The organism is Alteromonas gracilis (assembly GCF_002993325.1).
Taxonomy (GTDB): domain Bacteria; phylum Pseudomonadota; class Gammaproteobacteria; order Enterobacterales; family Alteromonadaceae; genus Alteromonas; species Alteromonas gracilis.
Window position 1 is genome coordinate 91,952 of the sequence record NZ_PVNO01000002.1, and the last position, 20,492, is coordinate 112,443.

Annotated in this window: 19 protein-coding genes; 5 read left to right on the forward strand and 14 right to left on the reverse strand. The window is 45.7% G+C overall.

The genetic code is table 11. From position 1 onward, the window contains the following. Positions 1 to 27 precede the first annotated feature (27 nt). Together C6Y39_RS01150 and C6Y39_RS01155 are read left to right on the forward strand one after the other, a co-directional pair. Positions 28 to 1,260 carry a glycerate kinase type-2 family protein gene (locus tag C6Y39_RS01150; protein ID WP_105929499.1) on the forward strand — a complete coding sequence of 411 codons (1,233 nt, stop codon included), beginning with the start codon at positions 28 to 30 and terminating at the stop codon, positions 1,258 to 1,260. Between the two features lie 69 nt (positions 1,261 to 1,329). Continuing rightward, positions 1,330 to 2,472 (forward strand): ROK family transcriptional regulator, encoded by a 1,143-nt coding sequence (locus C6Y39_RS01155; RefSeq protein WP_105929657.1) that lies wholly within the window; start codon positions 1,330 to 1,332, stop codon positions 2,470 to 2,472. Between the two features lie 6 nt (positions 2,473 to 2,478). On the opposite strand, the gene C6Y39_RS01160 is transcribed toward C6Y39_RS01155, so the two are convergent. From C6Y39_RS01160 to C6Y39_RS01185, 6 genes are all read right to left on the reverse strand, one after another. Then, a complete protein-coding gene (locus C6Y39_RS01160) occupies positions 2,479 to 3,738 on the reverse strand; it encodes a diguanylate cyclase (protein ID WP_105929500.1) in 1,260 nt (419 codons plus the stop codon). Positions 3,739 to 3,857: 119 nt separating this feature from the next. Next, positions 3,858 to 5,039 carry a 2-methylaconitate cis-trans isomerase PrpF gene (prpF, locus tag C6Y39_RS01165; RefSeq protein ID WP_105929501.1) on the reverse strand — a complete coding sequence of 394 codons (1,182 nt, stop codon included), beginning with the start codon at positions 5,037 to 5,039 and terminating at the stop codon, positions 3,858 to 3,860. 10 nt (positions 5,040 to 5,049) lie between these two features. Continuing rightward, positions 5,050 to 7,641 (reverse strand): Fe/S-dependent 2-methylisocitrate dehydratase AcnD, encoded by a 2,592-nt coding sequence (acnD, locus tag C6Y39_RS01170; RefSeq protein WP_105929502.1) that lies wholly within the window; start codon positions 7,639 to 7,641, stop codon positions 5,050 to 5,052. 12 nt (positions 7,642 to 7,653) lie between these two features. Further along, the gene (gene prpC / locus C6Y39_RS01175; protein ID WP_105929503.1) at positions 7,654 to 8,778 is read right to left on the reverse strand and encodes a bifunctional 2-methylcitrate synthase/citrate synthase; all 1,125 of its coding nucleotides are present in this window, start codon (positions 8,776 to 8,778) and stop codon (positions 7,654 to 7,656) included. 130 nt (positions 8,779 to 8,908) lie between these two features. Beyond that, positions 8,909 to 9,784 carry a methylisocitrate lyase gene (gene prpB / locus C6Y39_RS01180; protein ID WP_105929504.1) on the reverse strand — a complete coding sequence of 292 codons (876 nt, stop codon included), beginning with the start codon at positions 9,782 to 9,784 and terminating at the stop codon, positions 8,909 to 8,911. Between the two features lie 65 nt (positions 9,785 to 9,849). Then, on the reverse strand, positions 9,850 to 10,512 hold the full coding sequence (locus tag C6Y39_RS01185) for a GntR family transcriptional regulator (RefSeq protein ID WP_105929505.1): 663 nt from the start codon (positions 10,510 to 10,512) through the stop codon (positions 9,850 to 9,852). Positions 10,513 to 11,282: 770 nt separating this feature from the next. Here C6Y39_RS01185 and C6Y39_RS01190 point away from each other — a divergent pair. From C6Y39_RS01190 to C6Y39_RS01200, 3 genes are all read left to right on the forward strand, one after another. After that, a complete protein-coding gene (locus C6Y39_RS01190) occupies positions 11,283 to 13,547 on the forward strand; it encodes a TonB-dependent receptor (RefSeq protein ID WP_105929506.1) in 2,265 nt (754 codons plus the stop codon). Positions 13,548 to 13,673: 126 nt separating this feature from the next. Beyond that, positions 13,674 to 13,949: a hypothetical protein gene (locus C6Y39_RS01195; protein ID WP_105929507.1), complete on the forward strand. Its 276-nt coding sequence runs from the start codon at positions 13,674 to 13,676 to the stop codon at positions 13,947 to 13,949. Between the two features lie 43 nt (positions 13,950 to 13,992). Beyond that, positions 13,993 to 14,325 carry a hypothetical protein gene (locus C6Y39_RS01200; RefSeq protein WP_105929508.1) on the forward strand — a complete coding sequence of 111 codons (333 nt, stop codon included), beginning with the start codon at positions 13,993 to 13,995 and terminating at the stop codon, positions 14,323 to 14,325. Between the two features lie 21 nt (positions 14,326 to 14,346). Here C6Y39_RS01200 and C6Y39_RS01205 read toward each other — a convergent pair whose 3' ends face one another. The 8 genes from C6Y39_RS01205 to C6Y39_RS01240 all read right to left on the reverse strand — a co-directional run bounded on the left by C6Y39_RS01205 (position 14,347) and on the right by C6Y39_RS01240 (position 20,487). Next, the gene (locus C6Y39_RS01205; protein ID WP_105929509.1) at positions 14,347 to 14,964 is read right to left on the reverse strand and encodes a response regulator transcription factor; all 618 of its coding nucleotides are present in this window, start codon (positions 14,962 to 14,964) and stop codon (positions 14,347 to 14,349) included. Next, a complete protein-coding gene (locus C6Y39_RS01210) occupies positions 14,961 to 16,199 on the reverse strand; it encodes a sensor histidine kinase (protein ID WP_205664113.1) in 1,239 nt (412 codons plus the stop codon). Before C6Y39_RS01210 ends, C6Y39_RS01205 begins: the two co-directional genes overlap by 4 nt. Before the next feature lie 16 nt (positions 16,200 to 16,215). After that, positions 16,216 to 16,545, reverse strand: coding sequence for a DMT family transporter (locus tag C6Y39_RS01215; RefSeq protein WP_105929510.1), 330 nt, complete (start codon positions 16,543 to 16,545; stop codon positions 16,216 to 16,218). A gap of 57 nt (positions 16,546 to 16,602) precedes the next feature. Beyond that, the gene (locus C6Y39_RS01220) at positions 16,603 to 17,226 is read right to left on the reverse strand and encodes a DUF7010 family protein (protein ID WP_105929511.1); all 624 of its coding nucleotides are present in this window, start codon (positions 17,224 to 17,226) and stop codon (positions 16,603 to 16,605) included. A gap of 188 nt (positions 17,227 to 17,414) precedes the next feature. Further along, positions 17,415 to 18,779 (reverse strand): MFS transporter, encoded by a 1,365-nt coding sequence (locus C6Y39_RS01225; protein WP_105929659.1) that lies wholly within the window; start codon positions 18,777 to 18,779, stop codon positions 17,415 to 17,417. A 40-nt stretch (positions 18,780 to 18,819) separates the two neighbouring features. Beyond that, a complete protein-coding gene (locus C6Y39_RS01230) occupies positions 18,820 to 19,407 on the reverse strand; it encodes a BON domain-containing protein (RefSeq protein ID WP_105929512.1) in 588 nt (195 codons plus the stop codon). Between the two features lie 10 nt (positions 19,408 to 19,417). After that, positions 19,418 to 20,014: a phosphoheptose isomerase gene (locus tag C6Y39_RS01235; RefSeq protein ID WP_105929513.1), complete on the reverse strand. Its 597-nt coding sequence runs from the start codon at positions 20,012 to 20,014 to the stop codon at positions 19,418 to 19,420. A gap of 131 nt (positions 20,015 to 20,145) precedes the next feature. Then, positions 20,146 to 20,487: a YraN family protein gene (locus C6Y39_RS01240; RefSeq protein WP_105929514.1), complete on the reverse strand. Its 342-nt coding sequence runs from the start codon at positions 20,485 to 20,487 to the stop codon at positions 20,146 to 20,148. Positions 20,488 to 20,492 lie beyond the last annotated feature (5 nt).

Genomic DNA, 20,492 nt, shown 5'->3' on the forward strand with positions numbered 1-20,492 from the left:
TCCTGCGGACCCTTTTAGAGGTTTCAAATGATTAAAACATTCCTTTTATCTTTGTATGAAGAAGCGGTGAGAGTTAGCAAACCTAAACACTGTTTGCCAAAGTACTTTGCTTCGTTTGATAAGAATCAGCGAGTATGTATTCTGGGGGCGGGTAAAGCGGCAGCAGATATGGCTGTTGAGGCTTATAACTACTTCGGCGATAACGCCTACGGTTTGGTGGTGACACGTTACGGCTACGAAAATACAGAGTCCACAGGCAATATTGATGTGCATCTTGCTGCACATCCAGTCCCTGATGAAAATAGTGTAGAAGGGGCTAAAGCGTTATTGTCTTTGGCATCTAAGGTAGCCCCTTCAGAAAACGCTATTTTCCTTATTTCCGGTGGCGGATCGTCACTCGCTTGTGCTCCGCCAGAGGGTATTTCACTGGATGAGAAACTTGCACTCCACAAATTCTTATTGCGAAGTGGTGCAAGCATTGAGGAAATGAACACAGTTAGAAAACACGTTTCTGTTATCAAGGGGGGAAGACTTGCCGCTGCGTCGAGAGGGATAAATACAAGCTTAGTTATTTCAGATGTTGTGGGTGACGATCCGGCTTTTATTGCCTCTGGACTAACGGTTCAAGATACTACAAGGCCTGAAGATGCAATCGCTATTCTCGATAGGTATGGATTTAGTGAAGCGTCTTCTATTCGTGACCACTTAAATCAAGCTTTGCCGCTTCCGAAGGTCTCAGGTGACTACACATTGGTGGCTAATGCGCAAAGTGCAATTGATGCCGCTGTTAAAAAAGCGAAGGCGGCTGGTTGGGATACCGAGATTATTAGTTACACAGAAAGAGGAGAGGCGCAAACAGTCGCTAAACGGCATGCAGAAATCGCGCTTGAATATAAGAAAAAAGGTAAGCCAATTCTACTTTTTTCAGGCGGAGAACTTACGGTGACACTAGGTGACTCTGAAGGTGAAGGCGGGCCGAACCAAGAGTATCTCATGGCTCTTGCACACGCACTCGACGGAGAGCCAGGAATTAGTGCCCTAGCAGCCGATACAGATGGAGTTGATGGCAGCAAAGATGTGGCAGGCGCCTTCATTGACGAAGGTACACTTGCGAAGGCATTTAATAAGGGGCTTGATGTAAACGTATTATTAGATGAGCACAATAGCTTTGGCTTTTTTGGTGCTCTTGACGCGCATATAGAGATTGGGCCAACACGAACAAACGTGAATGATTTCAGAGTGATTTCTATTTCAACGTAGTGGGAACTCAGCGTAAGTTACGTATAATAGGTACAGCTTAATTCGAATATGTTGAAAGTGAAATCTATGCTGACATCGGCGAGAAACAATCAATTGCTGCGTGGTAATTTCGAGCTTGGCAAAGGCGAAAAGTTGCTACAAGACAATCCCAAAGCTATCGTCAAAGAGGTGTTTTGGACTCACGGCATAACACAAAGAGCAATATCTGCCGCCACAAAAATCCCCCAGCAGACCGTTTCTCGTTTGGTGATTACACTTATTGAAGATGGTCTTATCAGAGGCGTTGGTGACTCGGGTAAAGCCTCCACAGGACTAGAGCCAAACCCCGAGTATGCTTATAGCTATGGCTTATCGATACTGCTTGATGCTATATCCATTGCTTTGATGAACTTTAAAGGTGAAGTGGTTGCAACCCGGCACGTAGAATTAGACGATATGGGAATTGCTTCGGTACTATCAAAAGCGGTTGCTGAAGTTGAAGCAATGTCAGCAGAACATAGTATCGATAATGACCGTATACTCGGTATTGGCGTAGGCATTTCAGGCTTCTTCAGCTCAAATGATGGCAAAATGAATACGCACCATGCAATTGAAGAATGGGCTGATATCAATATTGCAGATACTGTGGCAGATGCATTTAATTTACCCACTTGGGTAGTAAATGATGGGACGGGAGCCGCCGCTGGTGAGGGGATCGCAGGGGTAGGGCGGAAGTATAAAAACTTTGTGTACTTCTTCGTATCAAGTGCCTTTGGCGGGGGGTTGATCAATAACGGTGACATGATTCGGGGAACCCATGGCAATGCCGGGGAGCTAGGCGATATGCTACCTGCTAAACTGTATAGCCACCCAAACCTGAAGTTGCTTGAGCGTATATTGTTAAAGCACGGTGTTGAGGTACCATCAATGTATCGCTTAAATGAAGTGTTTGATCCTGAATGGCCTGGCGTTGACGAATGGATCTATAAGGTGCAAGACTCATTCGATTTAGTCGCAACGGCAAGCTCAGCCCTGCTTGATAGCCAAGCCATTATCATCGGTGGTCACATACCGACTAAATTGGCGCAAAAAGTCATTCCAAGGATTGACGTATATGCACAGTTTAGACGAGGTGCTAAGCGTCCGATGCCCGAAATCGTTTGCGCTGGAGTAACCGATTGCCCGGTTGCAGTGGGAGCAGCAACACTGCCTATAAGAGACTGGTATTTGTAATTTAATCTATGCTTGTAAAGACACTTTTTGCTTTCTATCTCTAAGAATTATCTGATCTTTACCTGAATGCTTCGCTTCGTATAATCGAGCGTCAGCAACTTCTAATTGAGACTCCAAGGAGTCGTGCGCTTCGGCACACACCCCGATACTGCACGTCACGTTGAATTTATGGTGAGTAAATTTGGTGGTGCGCACAGTGTCCATAAATGTAGCGAGCGCTGAAAGGTAAACTTTTGGTGGTCTTACTGATACTACAGTGAATTCTTCACCACCGTAGCGGACTATCAGGTCGTCTGGAAAATAGTCTTTTAGAAGCGCGGCGAATTCTTGTAATAATACGTCGCCGGTTTTATGACCGTATGTATCGTTCACGCCTTTAAAGTTATCGGCATCTATCATCGACACTATGACATTTGTTCTGGTTCCCTTATTTTCGAACAACTCTTCGGCTTTTTCATAAAGAAAACGGCGGTTATAGACCTTAGTAAGTGGATCTAAATTAGCTGAATCACGAATAGTTTGAATCATTTCCTGCGATTCAAGGTTCTGCATTATACGGCAATAGAATTCTTCGTGATAAAAGGGCTTTGAGAGAAAGTCATTCGCGCCGCTTTTAATAAATTTAGAAGTAAGCACGCTATCGCCGGTGGCAGAAAGCCCAATAAAAACGAGATCTTGCATTCTCTTTTCGTGGCGTATCGCCTTAACCAATTCATAGCCATCCATATTAGGCATACGATGATCAGCAATCACCATTTTAATGTCGCGATGATTATCAAGCTCATCGAGCGCTTCCAAACCATCGCTTGCTTCGTGAACTTGAAACTTGAATTTGCGAAGCAAGGAGCAGATATGGTTCCGGCTCGTCATAGAGTCTTCAACAACAAGCACCTTTGTGTTTAGGTTTTTTCTTAAGCGATCAACCAGCTTAGATACCTGTAGGTAAGAATAGCGAGACTCTTTAGTAATATAGTCTAGCACGCCCTGGTCGAGTAGTTGCGAACGAGTAAATTCATCGAAGTTCCCGGTCAGTACGATGGTTGGAACGTTATGAGAAAGTGCTAATTCGACGCTTTCGCCACGGGGGGCGTCGGGAAGATTTAAATCAACAATAGCGGCCAAGTATTCGGTGCCGCTCTCAAGAGCCCCTTTTGCCTCAGCTAAATCTTCACAGAGGTCACATGTAAAATGAGGATTTTCTTCAATAAGTTTATTGACGATCTTACGGACAGTTACGCTGTCTTCTACTACAAGCACTTTATACATGTGAACTTCTCTTGGTACATACCACTTTATATTACTCAACAATTACAAAAAAAGCCCTCTTGAAGAGGGCCTTTCATACGAATGTCTATATTGAGACTTTTCGATGCGGGCTAATGCTATTAGCTCTGTTCGACAGGAACGCGCACGTTTCCCTCCATTAGCACCCTTGCACTTCGGCTCATTACTGCTTGATTGATATGCCACTTGTCGTTTTCAAATGACGCTTTTGCACCAACGCGTAGCGTGCCAGAGGGGTGTCCAAAGGTCACCGAATCTCTGTCTTCTCCGCCAGCTGCTAGGTTCACCAGAGTACCTGGAATTGCTGCAGCCGCAGCAATAGCTACGGCTGCCGTGCCCATCATTGCGTGGTGAAGTTTACCCATTGATAACGCGCGAACTAGCACATCAATATCAGAGCCTAAAATGTCTTTTCCGCTTGATGCCTTATATCCTCTAGGAGGTGCAACAAACGCAACTTTAGGCGTGTGTTGTCTGTTTGCGGCTTCGCCTACATCTTTTATTAGACCCATTTGAACAGCGCCGTGTGCACGAATGGCTTCGAATTTAGACAGGGCCTCTGCATCGTTGTTGATGTCGTCCTGTAATTCTGTGCCCGTGTAGCCAATATCTTCAGCGTTGATGAAAATAGTTGGAATACCCGCGTTTATCATGGTCGCTTGAAGTGAACCAACACCCGGTACTTCAAGCGTGTCGACCAAGCGCCCTGTGGGGAAGATAGCACCCTCACCGTCCGCTGGGTCAACAAATGCCACTTCTACTTCTGCTGCAGGAAAGGTAACCCCGTCTAGCTCAAAATCACCGGTCTCCTGCACTTCGCCATTAGTGATGGGCACCTTGGCAATAATCGCCTTATTGATATTGGCTTGCCAAATATTGACAATCGCAATGCCGTTTTCGGGGATTTTATCCTTGTCGACAAGACCATTGCTGATTGCAAACGCGCCAACGGCGGCTGTTAAATTACCGCAGTTACCGCTCCAGTCCACAAATGGCTTATCTATGGCTACTTGCCCAAATAGATAGTCGACATCGTAACCTTCACGTTCGCTTTTGCTTAAAATAACGGTTTTGCTGGTGCTTGATGTCGCACCGCCCATACCATCGGTTTGTTTACCGTATGGATCTGGGCTTCCGATAACACGCAGAAGCAGGGCATCGCGCGCAGGCCCCGGCTTTTGCGCAGCTTCTGGCAAGTCGGTTAAATTAAAAAACACACCTTTGCTAGTGCCGCCACGCATGTAGGTAGCCGGTACTCGAAGTTGTGGCGCATACTTTGTCATGTTTTTTCCCTCAGCTAGCTTCGGCTTCTAAGAAGTCTTTGGCGAAGCGTTGTAATACACCGCCTGCACTGTAAATAGAAACTTCTTCACCTGTATCTAAGCGACAGGTTACGGGCACTTCTAGCTGCTCGCCGTTTTGACGGTTTACAACTAGCGTCAATGTTGCGCCTGGTGAAGGTTCGCCGCTTACGTCGTAGGTTTCCGTGCCGTCTAGCTCTAGCGTCTTACGTGTCGTGCCAGGCTTAAACTCAAGCGGTAGCACGCCCATACCAATGAGGTTGGTACGGTGAATACGCTCAAAGCCTTCAGCTACAATCACTTCAACACCCGCAAGACGCACACCTTTAGCTGCCCAGTCCCGTGATGAACCCTGACCGTAGTCGGCGCCTGCAACAATAATTAGAGGCTGTTTGCGGTTCATGTAGGTTTCAATGGCTTCCCACATGCGGACTACTTGGCCTTCTGGCTCAACGCGGGCCAGTGAACCTTGCTTCACTTCACCGTTTTCCAGCACCATCTCGTTGAACACTTTCGGGTTCGCAAGAGTAGCGCGCTGGGCGGTTAAGTGATCCCCACGGTGGGTGGCATACGAGTTAAAGTCTTCTTCGGGTAGCCCCATTTTTGCCAAGTATTCACCCGCGGCACTGCTTGCCATAATGGCGTTCGAAGGTGATAAATGGTCTGTGGTGATGTTGTCACCTAAAATGGCTAACGGACGCATACCCTTCATGGTGCGCTCGGCATCCATTGCACCTTCCCAATAGGGCGGGCGGCGAATGTAGGTGCTCATTTCACGCCAGTCGTAAAGTGGGTTAATGTCTTTACCATAGTCAACGCTCAAGTCGAACATTGGCTCGTACACTTTTCTGAAGTGTTCGGGCTTCACCGACTTAGCTACAATAGCGTCAATCTCTTCATCGCTTGGCCAAATGTCTTTAAGCGTTACCGGGTTGCCGTCTTTGTCAGTACCTAGTACATCTTTTTCAATGTCAAAGCGAATAGTACCGGCGATAGCGTATGCCACAACCAGCGGTGGCGATGCCAAGAAGGCTTGCTTAGCATAGGGGTGAATGCGACCGTCAAAGTTACGATTGCCCGATAATACCGCCGTGGCGTATAAATCACGGTCAATTATCTCTTGTTGAATTTTAGGGTCTAGCGCGCCGCTCATGCCGTTACAGGTAGTACACGCAAAGGCAACTACGCCAAAGCCTAAATCTTCCAACTCGCTCATTAAGTTAGCCTCTTCAAGGTACAACTTAACGGCTTTAGAACCTGGTGCTAGTGAGCTTTTTACCCACGGCTTGCGAGTTAAACCGCGCTGGTTGGCGTTACGTGCAAGCAGGCCTGCCGCAATAACATTGCGCGGGTTTGAGGTATTAGTACAGCTTGTGATAGCCGCGATAATAACCGCGCCATCTGGCATTTTACCCTCTTCTTCGTCCCACTTCGCAGCAATGCCGCGACTTTGTAAGTCGCTGGTAGGTAGGCGAGCGTGAGGGTTAGAAGGGCCGGCCATATTACGGCCAACCGCAGAAAGGTCGAACGTTAGCACGCGCTCGTATTCGGCGGTGTCTAAATCATCTGCCCATAAACCTGTGTGTTTAGCGTACTGCTCAACAAGCGCAATTTGCTTTTCTTCACGCCCAGTTAGGCGCAAGTAATCGATGGTTTGCTGGTCAATGTAGAACATGGCTGCAGTGGCACCGTATTCCGGTGTCATGTTCGAAATGGTAGCACGGTCGCCGAGCGTTAAGTGCGATGCACCCTCACCATAGAATTCAAGATACGCAGAGACTACGCGCTCTTTACGTAAGAATTCGGTAAGCGCTAGAACAATGTCGGTAGCCGTTATGCCTGGCTGTGGTTTGCCAGTCAGCTCAACGCCAACGATATCTGGCAAACGCATGTAAGATGCGCGGCCAAGCATTACGCTTTCAGCTTCAAGTCCGCCAACACCAACTGCAATAACGCCAAGTGCATCAACGTGTGGTGTATGGCTGTCGGTACCTACTAGCGTATCGGGGAAAGCAACGCCGTCACGGGCTTGAATAACGGGTGACATACGCTCCAAGTTAATTTGGTGCATTATGCCGTTACCCGGCGGTATAACATCTACGTTTTTAAACGCGGTTTTTGTCCAGTTAATAAAGTGGAAACGGTCGTCGTTACGTCTGTCTTCAATAGCGCGGTTTTTCTCAAACGCGTCTTTTTCAAAACCTGCGTGTTCAACGGCTAACGAGTGATCAACAATGAGCTGCGTTGGTACAACCGGGTTTACTTTAGCCGGATCGCCGCCTTTTGCTGCAATTGCATCGCGAAGGCCCGCTAAGTCTACCAGTGCCGTTTGCCCCAAAATATCGTGACACACTACGCGAGCAGGAAACCATGGAAAGTCTAAGTCTCGCTTGCGATAAATAAGCTGTTTAAGTGAGTCGGTGAGCATCTCAGGTGCGCATTTGCGCACCAAGTTTTCAGCCAATACACGCGACGTGTAAGGCAACTTAGCATAGGCGCCCGGCTCAATAGCATCTACCGCTTCACGAGTATCGAAAAAATCGATACCCGCGTTAGGAAGCGGTTTACGGTAATCAATATTCATAAAATCTCAACCTTACGCGCGTTCGCTGATAGCAGGCACTGGGCGTAGTTCTTCGCCTGTGTATTCTGCTGATGGACGAATAATACGGTTGTCAGCGCGCTGTTCCATAACATGTGCAGCCCAACCCGTTAGGCGTGACATTACGAAAATTGGCGTAAATAGCGGTGTAGGAATACCCATAAAGTTGTACGCAGAGGCGTGGAAGAAATCAGCGTTACAGAAAAGCTTTTTCTCGCGCCACATCACTTCTTCACATCGAACTGATACAGGGTAAAGCACGTCGTCGCCCACATCTGCAGCCAGTTTTTCAGACCATTGCTTAATGATCTCATTACGCGGGTCAGACTCTGAGTAAATCGCGTGACCAAAGCCCATGATCTTTTCTTTACGCTCTAGCATGCCCATCATTTTTTCTTCAGCGTCGTCGGCAGAGGTAAAGCCTTGAATCATTTCCATGGCGGCTTCATTAGCACCACCATGAAGTGGGCCACGCAGTGAACCGATAGCGCCAGTTACACAAGAATGCATGTCAGATAGGGTTGAAGCGCAAACACGTGCAGTGAAAGTAGATGCGTTAAATTCATGCTCTGCATAAAGAATTAACGATACATGCATCACTTGTTCGTGAAGTTCACGTGGCTTTTCGCCGTGAAGCATGTGAAGGAAGTGACCGCCAATTGAATCGTCATCGGTTTCAACGTCTACGCGTACGCCATCGTGCGAGAAGCGGTACCAGTAACAAATGATGCTTGGGAAACACGCCAACATACGGTCTGTAACGTCTTGCTGCTCATCGAAGCTGGTTTCCATTTCAAGGTTACCCAGCATTGAACAGCCTGTACGAAGTACGTCCATTGGGTGTGCATTTTTTGGAATGCGCTCTAGCACTTCTTTCAGTGCTGTTGGAAGGCCGCGCATGCCGCGAAGTTTTGTTTTATAAGCGTCCAGCTCAGACTGGTTAGGTAGCTTGCCCTTAAGAATAAGGTACGCTACTTCTTCAAATTGGCAGTTTTGCGCTAAGTCTTTTACGTCGTAACCACGATAGGTTAAACCAGAACCTGATTTACCGACGGTTGATAATGCTGTTTTACCTGCAACTTGGCCGCGTAAACCCGCGCCACTTAACTGTTTAGCCATCTTGTTGTCTCCGGTCTTGTAAAATTTGTAAGGTACTTTTTTAAAAATTTAGAAATCAAAATTACAATGAAATCAGCAGTTGAGCTGGGTGCCTCGCACCTCACTCACTTTCTGCTATTTTGTATTCGTGTTAGTTTTTGCCTTCTGCGAATAGCGCATCTAGCTTTTGCTCGTATTCGTGGTAGCCAAGATAATCATATAGCTCCATGCGTGTTTGCATGCTGTCGACAACGGCTTTTTGATCGCCGTTTTCAAGTATAGATTTGTACACCATTTCTGCTGCTTTATTCATTGCACGGAACGCACTTAGTGGGTAAAGCACCATGTCAGCGCCCCATTCGCCCAGTTCTTCTTTATTCCAAAGTTCGGTTTTGCCGAACTCAGTGATATTGGCTAGGATCGGTACGTCTAGTGCTTCTGCAAATGCGCGGTAGTGCTCTTCGGTTTGCACTGCTTCTGCGAATATGCCATCTGCCCCCGCTGCAACATAGGCTTTTGCACGTTCAATGGCTTTTTCTAAGCCTTCTTGAGCAAATGCGTCAGTACGGGCCATAATGAAAAAGTCTGGATCTGTTCTGGCATCTACCGCGGCTTTAATACGGTCTACCATTTCCGCCGTGCTCACAATTTCTTTATTAGGGCGATGGCCACAACGTTTTTGTGCTACCTGATCTTCCATATGAACGGCCGCAGCCCCTGCTTTTTCCATATCACGAATGGTTTTGGCAATGTTAAATGCACCGCCCCAGCCGGTATCAATATCGACTAAAAGTGGTAGGTCACAGGCGCTGGTAATACGCTGAACATCTGCAATCACGTCATTAAGCGAGGTCATGCCTAAGTCTGGCAAGCCGTAGGATGCATTCGCTACGCCGCCACCTGATAAATAAATGGCTTGGTGACCAATGGCTTTTGCCATCATGGCGGAATAGGCATTGATAGTACCTACAATTTGTAGAGGTTTGTTCTGCTCAAGGGCGGTTCTAAATTTCTTTCCTGCACTCATGATAATCACTCGCTTATTTGAAAGTAGGGTAGAGGTGAATAAGATTTGAAGAAGCGTTGGTAGGATTAACCATGATTCAACTTCTTCTCAATATTGTTTTTTGAATAAAGAATATGGCGGCGCATAAGCATTTCGGCCAGTTCCTCGTCGCGGTTCGCAATGGCGTTAACAATATGTCTATGCTCGTCAAACGCGGTGCTCACACGTGGCCCTGCCATGCCTAACTGCACGCGATACATGCGTACAAGGTGATACAAACCGTCAATAAGTACACTAATTAAATGTTCGTTTTTGCTGCCAGTTACAATTCTGTAGTGAAAGTCTACATCGCCGGCTTCCTGATAATAGCTGTGGCTATCTTTAACTTTGTCGAAGTGGCTGTCTAGCAGCGCCTGCATATTTGCAATTTCATCATCGCTCATGTAGCGGGCAGCTAATCGGGCCGCCATGCCTTCTAATGCTTCGCGCACCTGATAAAGTTGAATGAGTCCTTCGGGTGAGAGTGCTACAACGCGAGCGCCAACATTGGCTTTGCGCTCTACAAGGTGGCAGGTGGCCAAGCGGTTAATTGCCTCGCGAATAACCGCACGACTGACCTCGTACTTTGTCGACAATTCCATTTCACTCAGCTTGCTGCCTGCGGGAATAACGCCCTCCACAATGTCCTTTCTCAGTTGAAAGAACGTACGGTCGGCATTGGTTATGGCTTGTTCGCTTTTTGATAGCACAATACGTAGTCTTTTGTGAAGCAATGTCGACAATATATGCCTCATTCAGTCTTTATTCAAGTGTAAATGGCGTATATTGTCGACAAAGGGGTAAGATGTTAGTCGTACGTTGGCGGTTAAAAGTCACGGCATTTGACATCAGTACTACGGTATTTTTCATCAATACTAAAGATACGAGTGATGGATTCATGAAAAAAGTGCTGGGTGTTGAAATTGTTTTTACCTGTAAAAGGATGAAGAATTGCTGTTAAAGCGCACTAAATTAAAATTGCACTAATGTGTGGTTGAATTTTGTCCAGCTGGTCAAGCTTTTAACATTGGGTGTTCTCACATCGGTTATTAGTGGTTAGACCTGTTAAGTTTTTGAATTAATTGAATTGTTTACCATTTCGTTTGAGTTTGATAGTCAGTGCGATACCTAACCAATTAGTCTAATATTGAAGTCTTAATTTAGTAAAAGTGTAATATTTCACTTTGCAAGATCGCAAAGTAACGGTAACATATCGTTCCAGTCTTCAAGCCTAAATTCTTTTTCTGAATTTTAGGGGGCTGGAAAAGTATTTCCTACTTTTAAAGCAGAGTTTCATTGAAAGTAAGTTTGTAATGTTTTATTGCGACTTACTTTTTTATTGTCTGCTATCCAGTACTCGCACACGGTAAAGTGCGCCTCTTAAATCAGTGAGTTTAGGCTTTCAAAGTTCCAGAGAAGAATTTGAAGCAGCCTATAAAAACAATTTTAATACCTAACACTCACGCAAAGGGGTTACACCATGAAAACCAATACTGACGTGTCTAAGACACTCGCCAGTAAGCTTTCACCTGTCGCACTAGCAGTAGCGATGACCGTTCCAGCTCTTTCAAACATTGCCGTTGCTCAAGAAGCTGAAGCAACAGAAGAACAAAAGTTTGAAGCCATTACCGTTACCGCAACAAAACGCCCTCAAGTCATTTATGAAGTTCCTATCGCAATCAGCGCTTTTGACGGCGACAAGCTAGCAGCACAAGGCATTACAGACCTTACAGACGTAGGTAAGTTTGTACCAAACCTTAACGTTACTGGTTTCTCTGCGGGCCATACTTCTTCTGTAAACCCTTTCATTCGTGGTATCGGTCTTCAAGATCACCTTATTACTACTGATCCTGGCGTTAGTGTTTACGTTGACGGCGTCTACCTGGGTCGTCAAGTTGGTCAAAACTGGAGCTTAAACAACATCCAGCGTATCGAGGTGCTTCGTGGTCCTCAGGGTACACTATATGGTCGTAACTCAATTGGTGGTGCTATCAACATCATTACAAAAGAGCCAGACCAAGGCGATGTAACTAAGGTAAATACAGAGTTTGGTACACGCGGCCGCGTTAAAGCCGACATCTTTGTTAACCATGGCTTAACTGAAACTGTTGCGTTTAACATGAATCTCGCGTTTAACAAACGCGATGGCCTAGGTGAGTTTATTAACGTACCTAACGCTGAATACGATGTGGGTGAAACTGAAGATATTTCAGGTCGTGTATCACTTAAGTGGGAACCGTCTGACGACTTCCGTATGGTGCTAACTGCAGATGCAAACAACGGTGACGGCGGCCTACGTCCTTATACCGTGCTCATTGACGAAGTGGGCTCTGCGCGCTATTTCGGTGGCGGTAACGGCTTAGGTGTTGAGTTGCGTAACACAGATGTTACACCTGAAGGTGCTGACATTTATGATAATGCTACAGGTACTGAAGCGGTAACTGGCGTATCAAACGAAGCCCGCGGTCTTTCATTGACGACAGAGTGGGATATCAACGAAGACTACACTGCAAAGGTGGTAGCTAGCCAACGTACGTCTAAGTACAAAGCAGGCCTTGACGATGACGGTACTGTTTTCTCATTAGATCAGTTCCCTGAGCGCGGTGAAGCTGACCAAACCTCAATTGAATTTCAGCTTAACGGCTACATCAACGAGTACACTGACTTTGTTGCCGGTCTTTACTATTTCAATGAAGAAGGTAGCAACCGCCAAGGCGACGACTCTAACTTCGACGGCGGTCCAAACTTACTTGAGCTAGACCAAGAAACCACATCTAAAGCGGTATATGTAAATGTGCGTCGCGACCTAACTGATGAGCTAAGCGTGTCAGGTGGTCTTCGATACACCGAAGATGAAAAAGAAGCGTCTGCTAACGTGTTTTCAGCACTTGGTACAATCTTCGACTCAAACGAATGGGATGAAGTTACTTGGGAGCTTGCTACCAACTATACGTTTGAAAACGGCATGACAGGTTACGCTACTATTCAGTCTGGCTATCAGTCGGGCCAGTTCCCAGCACGCCCTTACTGCCTAATCGGCCAGTTCTTCGGTGCGGGTGGCTTCGATGATATCGAAGGCGCGCAAGCTGCCGTACGTGCTAATAACTGCTTCACAGCGTCAGACAACATTACTGCAACTAACTATGAAGTGGGTATTAAAGGTCGTGTAAACGACTACTTTGACATCAGTGTTGCTGTATTTAACACTGAGTTTGAAGATCTGCCTTACCAAGTAAGTCGCGTAAGCGAAGGCGGTTTCGACACAGCAAACCTTGTTGTTGAACAAACATCACGCGGTATTGAAGCTGATGCAACGTTCAACTATGGCAACTTCAGCATGATGACCAGCATCGGTTACATGGATGTTGATGTGGAAGAGCAAGATGGATTTAACCCGGTAGCACCACTGACTCCAGACCTTACGCTAGCAATTGGTCCACAATACACCTTCGAACTTGATGGTGGCGATTCAATTCGCGTGCGTGCTGACTACTCTTACCGTTCAGAAATGTACGGTGAGCCAACATCTGCACCAGAGCGTATGACCGAGCTTGATAGCCGTGCGTTAGTTAACTTTGATATCGCGTATACGCCAGCGAATGAAGCGTATACAGTCGCACTTTACGGTCGCAACATTTTCGATGAGCGTTACGACAATGCGCGCTTGAATACAGGTGACTATATCCTGCAAATTCTAAGCAACGACGCGAGTGAGTTTGGCGTTAGATTCTCAACTGAATTCTAATAGCTACAACGAGTTATGATTACAAAGCCAGTCTTTCGACTGGCTTTTTTTTGCTTATTTTTTCTTGTTTTATCTTCATTATTGGCATAATTTTAAAACTGTTCTAGCAATGTCCGACGATTATCTATGAAAAAAAGAGCGCTCCACGGCATTACTTTACTTGCAGTATCTATGCTTGTATTTGGCTGCACTTATACTGTGTATCTACCTGACGATGAAGAAAATCACGCTAACAAAAACGGCGGAGTAGCGACTGCTAAGCCAGAGTTTGGCAATCAGTGCCGTTATAGTGGTAACGGTGAATATGGCGTATGCCCAACGTCAAATGGTGAAATGGTCGGAACTGCGTGTTCGTGTCCAACACCATCAGGGCAAATTATGGGAACGGTGTCTAAATACTAGGCCCTTATCGCAGCTAGACCTTAAAATCATATGGAGTTGAAGCGTGGGATTGTTTACCAATTTTAAAAAATCGCGGTTAGAAAAAAAGTTTAAGAAAAATGAATGGGTGGTTATACAACCCATTTCGTTCGCTCAATTTGAACAGCTTATAGTCGACCATGTCGATAGCGGCTGGGAAATTGAAGACGACTATGAAAGGCTCGCAGAAAATACGTCAAAGTGGCAATGCGAATTACGCAAAGGAACCAGTATTCTTACCTGTATTTGGACAGCCAACCACCAAGGTATTGTATATGGGCCTGAACGAGTGCTTACCGGACTATCTGAAAAGCTAAAAGTCTCTACATCTAAAGCTATCACGACACCTTGGTTTTAAGTTAGCATTTTTGGCCAGCGATTAGAGCCAGCCTTTTTGTTTCGCTATGCGAGCAGCGTCTACCCGGTTTGTGGCGTCTAGCTTAGATATCGCTTCTGACAAGTAGTTTCTTACGGTTCCTTCAGACAAAAAAAGTGAACGGGCTATATCTTGAGTTTTCAGCCCTTCTGATGCCAATTTAAGCGCCGACATTTCTTTTTTTGATAGCGGGTTGTTGTCATCTAATGCCATGATCGCAAGCTCGGTGGAAATGACCTTTTCTCCGGCAGATACATCGTGAATTGCCTTTATTAGATAGTCGCTATCCGATTCTTTTAAAATAAACCCTTTAACCCCTAAACTTAACGCCCGCTTGATATAACCTGGTTTTGAAAACGTGGTCATAAGGACAATCTTGGTACCGTGGTTTCCATTGGCGATATGAGCCGCTAAATCGAGTCCAGATACCAGCGGCATTTCTATATCGCTCAAAATGATATCGGGCGCAGGGTGTTCATTTAAGTAATTAATCGCCTCTTGTCCATTGCTGCACTTACCGACAACAGTTAGATCGTCTTCTAATGACAAAAGCATGGCTATGGCATCGCGAACCAAAGACTGATCTTCAACAATCAAAATAGTAGTGACTTTTGAATTCATAGCGCAGCCTTCATCGACGAAATTTGATCAACATTGAGTTGGAGAATCACAATAGGGTGGGGAGTAAAGGAAATGTCCACATTGGCATGGATAGATGCGGCGCGCTCTCTAATTCCCATTAGACCGTTCCCTTCTTTTATCGACCCACTGCTCTCAACAATGCCATGGTCTTTATAAGTCATCTTCACGGTCTGTTCGTAGACTTCAACACTGAGTGACACTGTGTTTCCTGTTGAGTAGCGCAGTGTATTTGTCGTCAGTTCCTTGATAATAAGTGCGAGCTGACTTTCTTGTTTTGCACTTAAACGTGCGTTCACTTTGTCTTCAATATTGGTAATAACGGTAAAGCCATTTTCCTCTAAAAGCGCCTTATCTTTCGCTATTTCATCGCAAAGCGAAAGCTGCTTAATATCTGATACTGCTTGGCGAATATCGCTTAACAAAGACTGCGAAAGCTGGGCTAATGCTCTCACTTCACGATGAGCCTCTTCAATTTTGTCTTTACTTATCAGTTTATCGGCCAACTGTGCCTTCAAGGAAATGGAGCTAAGAGCGTGTCCTGCTACATCGTGTAAATCTCGACCTATACGTTCACGCTCGGCTATCGCTGATAGAACCCGAAGGGCTTCCGCCTGCTGACTTTCTTTTAATCCGTGAAGCGTTTCTTTTCGCTCCATAACGCCAAAGCCAAATAGAACGATGCTGTTCAATAAGGAGGCAAGAAGGAGAAAACCAGCACCGTCAAATACGGAAAAGTTTAATGATGTAAGTAGTACCATCATGGTGCTGATGGTAAGTATGCCCGTTCTCAGCGAGTTATAGTACCCGACGATGAAAGCAATAAAACCTACAATTGTTGCAGCTCCTGGGTTTTGGAAGCTGCAAGCCACTGATAATAAAAACATCAGCAGCAAATAGCTCGGCAGTGTTTTAGCGGGTTGTTTTATAGCTTTAATGTAAAGAGTAACGAAACAAAAATATCCTGCTGATTGAAATATCCATGTTTCAACAGGTAGTGGGCGTGAAATAATTAGTGGGACAAAGAAAAACAGCGAAAAAAACAAACTGCCGTGCGACCAGCGTTTTTTGCGGCCATTTCCCAAAAGCGGCATGACCGGCGCCATTTCGTTCTTGTCTACATGGCTTATAGATTCACCCATTTTCGCAGTGCCTTCACCTACATGAGCGGTAGGCACTGCGCTGGTGTTATCTATTATGTGGTTTTGGCTGCGCATTGCGAGTATTTCGTCCTTACTGAAATACAACGGCTGACTTGCTAGTGATAAGCAAGGTGCCTGAGATAATTAACATAATACCTAGCACGGCATAAATGTCGAAAGTTTGTTTCCAAAATACCACTGATGCAGCGGTGATTAGCGCGATACCCATACCTGACCAAATCGCATAGGCAACGCCAATTCCCATATTCTTTAGTACCATCGCAAAGAGCATCCCTGAGACGGTGTAGAAAAAGATAGCGCCGTAGCCGAACGCCCACTTTTCCCAGCCGTTAGACATTTTAAGTAGCATGGTAGCGGTAACTTCCGTAACGATAGCAATGGCTAAAAATAAGTATGTCATGATGAATTCCTTTTGGTTGTTTTGCTGTAAAGCGTATTCTATTGCGGTAAATCGTGCTTAAATTGACATCTGAGCATTTGCTCTTTTCTTCACATTGCAGGTTTGAAAGCGACGTTCGAGTGCAATTAAAGAGACGATATAAACTGAAACTATGACCGCAGATATGGCTTCGACACGAGCATCAGGGAACAGATACCAAGCGCCAACAATGCCAAAGGTTCTTGCGATAGTGTGGAAATAACCTACCCAGTGTTCGATAGCCCAAGATAATGGCATCCACATCAGTCCAGCTAAAATTCCTATGCTAAGAGAAACCGTTGTATGGTCTATCGCCGCAACCGGAAGTGCGATGGCGAACACCAAAAGGCTCATTAGCATGCCAACGAAAAAAAGGCGATCGAAGCTATTTGATGTGGCCTTTTTAGCAAAAAATCGCTCGCCGGAGAGGTATGACAGTCCAGCACCTAAGTAAAAAATAGCGCCAGTACCGATATACAGCATCCACGTGATTGTTAATTCTGATACAAAGGGAGCGCTCGCGCCTAAAATTGCCCAAACAATAGTACCGGCCAGCGGCATTGCGATGAACCTGTTCTGTTTGAAGCTTTCGCGTTGTTGTTCAAGCGTTGGCTGAGTTCTTTTTAAGCTGACAGCTGTGCGAGATGACGATACCTGTTCCATTTCTTTCCCACCTTTCTTGGTTATTTCGATAGGGCAAGTATGCGTGAGAGTTGTGCTTTGAGTTAGTCACAAAAATCATCAATAGTATGTGACATTTGTCACGAAATTCTTAGAACAGGCTAATTGAAAAAGGTCGAATGGCGAGAATAAATAAGTGCTTAGGTTAAGTAACCGTGAGTGCTTAAGGATTATTGCGTTTGCTGCTCTTTCTTTGCTTTGCGTTTATTTAACACTGATACACCGTCCTCTTTAGAAAGTAGTAGGCTGTCGTAAATACTGACAAGCGCTATCGCTCCCATAAACAGCATAGCGATAGAAAATGTTTGCAAGTTAGGTGTATCAGGGCTTTGTTCCAATATAAGCGCTGCAACAGCGATGGCAAGGGCTGAAAGCGTGATGCCTAAGCCTCGATTCATTTGCATTAGAATCGCGCCCAGCGTGTTCGCGTCTCGCATTTTATTGGGCGGTACGTCTGCAAAGGCAATGGTGTTTAACAGCGTTAAGTGCATTGAGCGAGTCACACCGTTTATAAAAAGTATTGTTGCTATCATTAATGAAGAAGTGCTGTGGTTAACGAAAGCAAAAGCGACGAAGCCAAGCGCGATGAGCACGCCATTCACCACTAGCACACGTTTAAACCCAAACGTGTTCATTATCCACGTTGTCGCTGGCTTAATCGCCAAATTCCCTGCAAAAAGCCACAGTAATAAAGAGCCAGCCTCTACGGGTGTGTAACCCAATCCAAGCTGCAGCATTAGCGGCACAAGAAACGGAGCGCTACCTAGTGCTACACGCACAACAGACCCGCCATAAACAGAAAGCCTGAACGTTTTGTGCTGCATGGCATCGAATGAAAATAGCGGATTTTTGGCAGTTTTTACGTGCCTTATGGCAAACATCATAAGCACTATACCCATGGTAATAACGGCAAGTGACTGGACTAGTTTGTCGCTGGTACTGGCTAGGAACTCAATGCCTGCCATAAACAAGGCGAAGCCGACTCCAGTAAGAAGAAAACCCTTTACGTCGAATTTGCCCACATCGCCTTTGGTATTTCTTAGCAAATACAGAGACGCAACAATGGCAATAACGCCCAGTGGGATATTCATATAGAATATCCACTGCCAGCTAAAGTGTGTTGCTATATATCCACCAAGTACGGGGCCGAGCAGTGGAGCACTCAACGCAGGCCACGTAATTATAGCCACAGTTTTTACCAGCTTTTCTTTTGGCAGATCACGCAGTACAACAAGGCGACCAACGGGCACCATCATGGCGCCGCCCAATCCCTGAAGAATTCGCGATAGCGTAAACTCTAATAAGGTTGTGCTTAGCCCACAAAGTACAGAAGCCAATGTGAAAATAGCAATAGCCGCAATAAAGATAGTACGAGCGCCAAATTTATCTGCAACATAACCGCTCAGCGGAATGAAGAGAGTAACAGCGACTAGGTAGGCTGACACGCCAATAGAAAGGTGGGCTGCCGGTACATTAAAGTCGGCAGCAATTACGGGGAGCGCCGTAGTAATAACGGTAGCATCTAAAATTTCCATAAAGAGCGCCCCTGCAACCAAAAGGGCAGTGGCTAACTCTCTATTGAACAATTTCAAAGGCTCTAACGACGCGAGCAACACCTGTAATATTACGCGCAATATCAACTGCTGCGGTAGCTTCCAGATTATTCAAGCGGCCCATGAGAAAGACCTCGGAATCTTGAACAACAACTTTAACCTGTAATGCAGGTACACGCTCATCGGCAACGATTTTAGTCCGCACTTTTGAGGCCAGCCAGATATCGTTAGCCTGCGTTCCCGCGCCAATAGGTTCGCCAATACGAATTTGGTTGTGTATCTTTTTAATGTAGCTGACTTCTTGTGCTCGTTGAACGGCCTCGTCTACCAAGCCCTGATTGGGCGCTTGACCCGTCAGCAACGCCACGCCGTTGTAAACATCAACTTGAAGGTTAGCTTGTTCTTTTAGGGCTTCGCTTTTTGACCATTGGTACGACACTGCCGCGTCGGCATTTTGATCGTCTAGCTGTGTACCCACAGTTCGTCTGTCATTAGCCACTTTTGCCGCCATCGCGCCCGCGGCACCCACCGCTACGACACAGCCTTGCAGGCTCAGAACCAAAGCAAAAACAGTTCCCAGTAATCCTAAATATTTAGCGCTTTTAATCATAGTGCTGTGTTTACTCGTCACCATGGTCTGCAGGGAATAAGCTATCATCAATACATTCACATAAATTGTGAATGACTAATAAATGCACCTCTTGAATTCGCGCAGTGCGGTTCGACGGTACGCGAATTTCTACGTCGTGCTCACTTAAAAAGCCAGCCATTTCGCCACCGTCTTTACCTGTTAACGCAACAATGGTCATATCACGAGAAAGTGCGGCTTCCATTGCTGCAATAACGTTGCGTGAATTGCCGCTTGTAGATATTGCTAAAAGAATGTCACCCGGCTGACCGAGTGCGCGAACTTGCTTCGCAAAAATTTCATCGTAGCTGTAGTCGTTTGCAATCGAGGTAAGTGTAGAAGTATCTGTACTCAACGCTATGGCCGGAAGGCTCGGACGGTCGCGCTCGTAGCGGTTCAGCATTTCAGAAGAGAAGTGCTGTGCGTCTCCAGCAGAACCGCCGTTTCCGCAACTCAGTACTTTATTTCCACGAATAAGTGCTTCAACCATCATATTGGCCGCTTTTTCGATAGACTCAGGCAGTATTTCTGAAGCTGCAATTTTGGTTTGAATGCTTTCTGTAAAGTTCGCTTTAATTTGTTCAATCATACTTCTAATCTCTTTTTAAAAAGACGGGGAGCTACGGATATAAAAAAATTCGGTAATTTGAGTAACAATTGATACTTAAATTCACCGAAATCGTATGCTTTGTTCTTTTAACAATGCGCAAAGAAATATCTCTAGCCTACGTTTTTCAACCATTGAAGGTTATGCCCGTCTATGGCAATAACGTCAATCCGTAGGGGAGTAGACGCTGAATTAAGACCATTATCTAACAAATAGAACTCAAACGCAGCCTGAATTCTCTGTAGTTTTTTGGCAGTAACAAATTCCAGCGCACTGCCGAACTGGTTTCTTTTTCGGTATTTAACCTCAACACATACAATGGTGTTCCCATCTTGCATCACAAGATCAAGCTCACCCCGTCTGGTGTGATAATTTCGACACCTAAGTTCAAGGCCTTGTTCTATCAAATATTTACAAGCCTTATCCTCTCCTGCATTCCCTTGCAGTTTTGACATAGTAT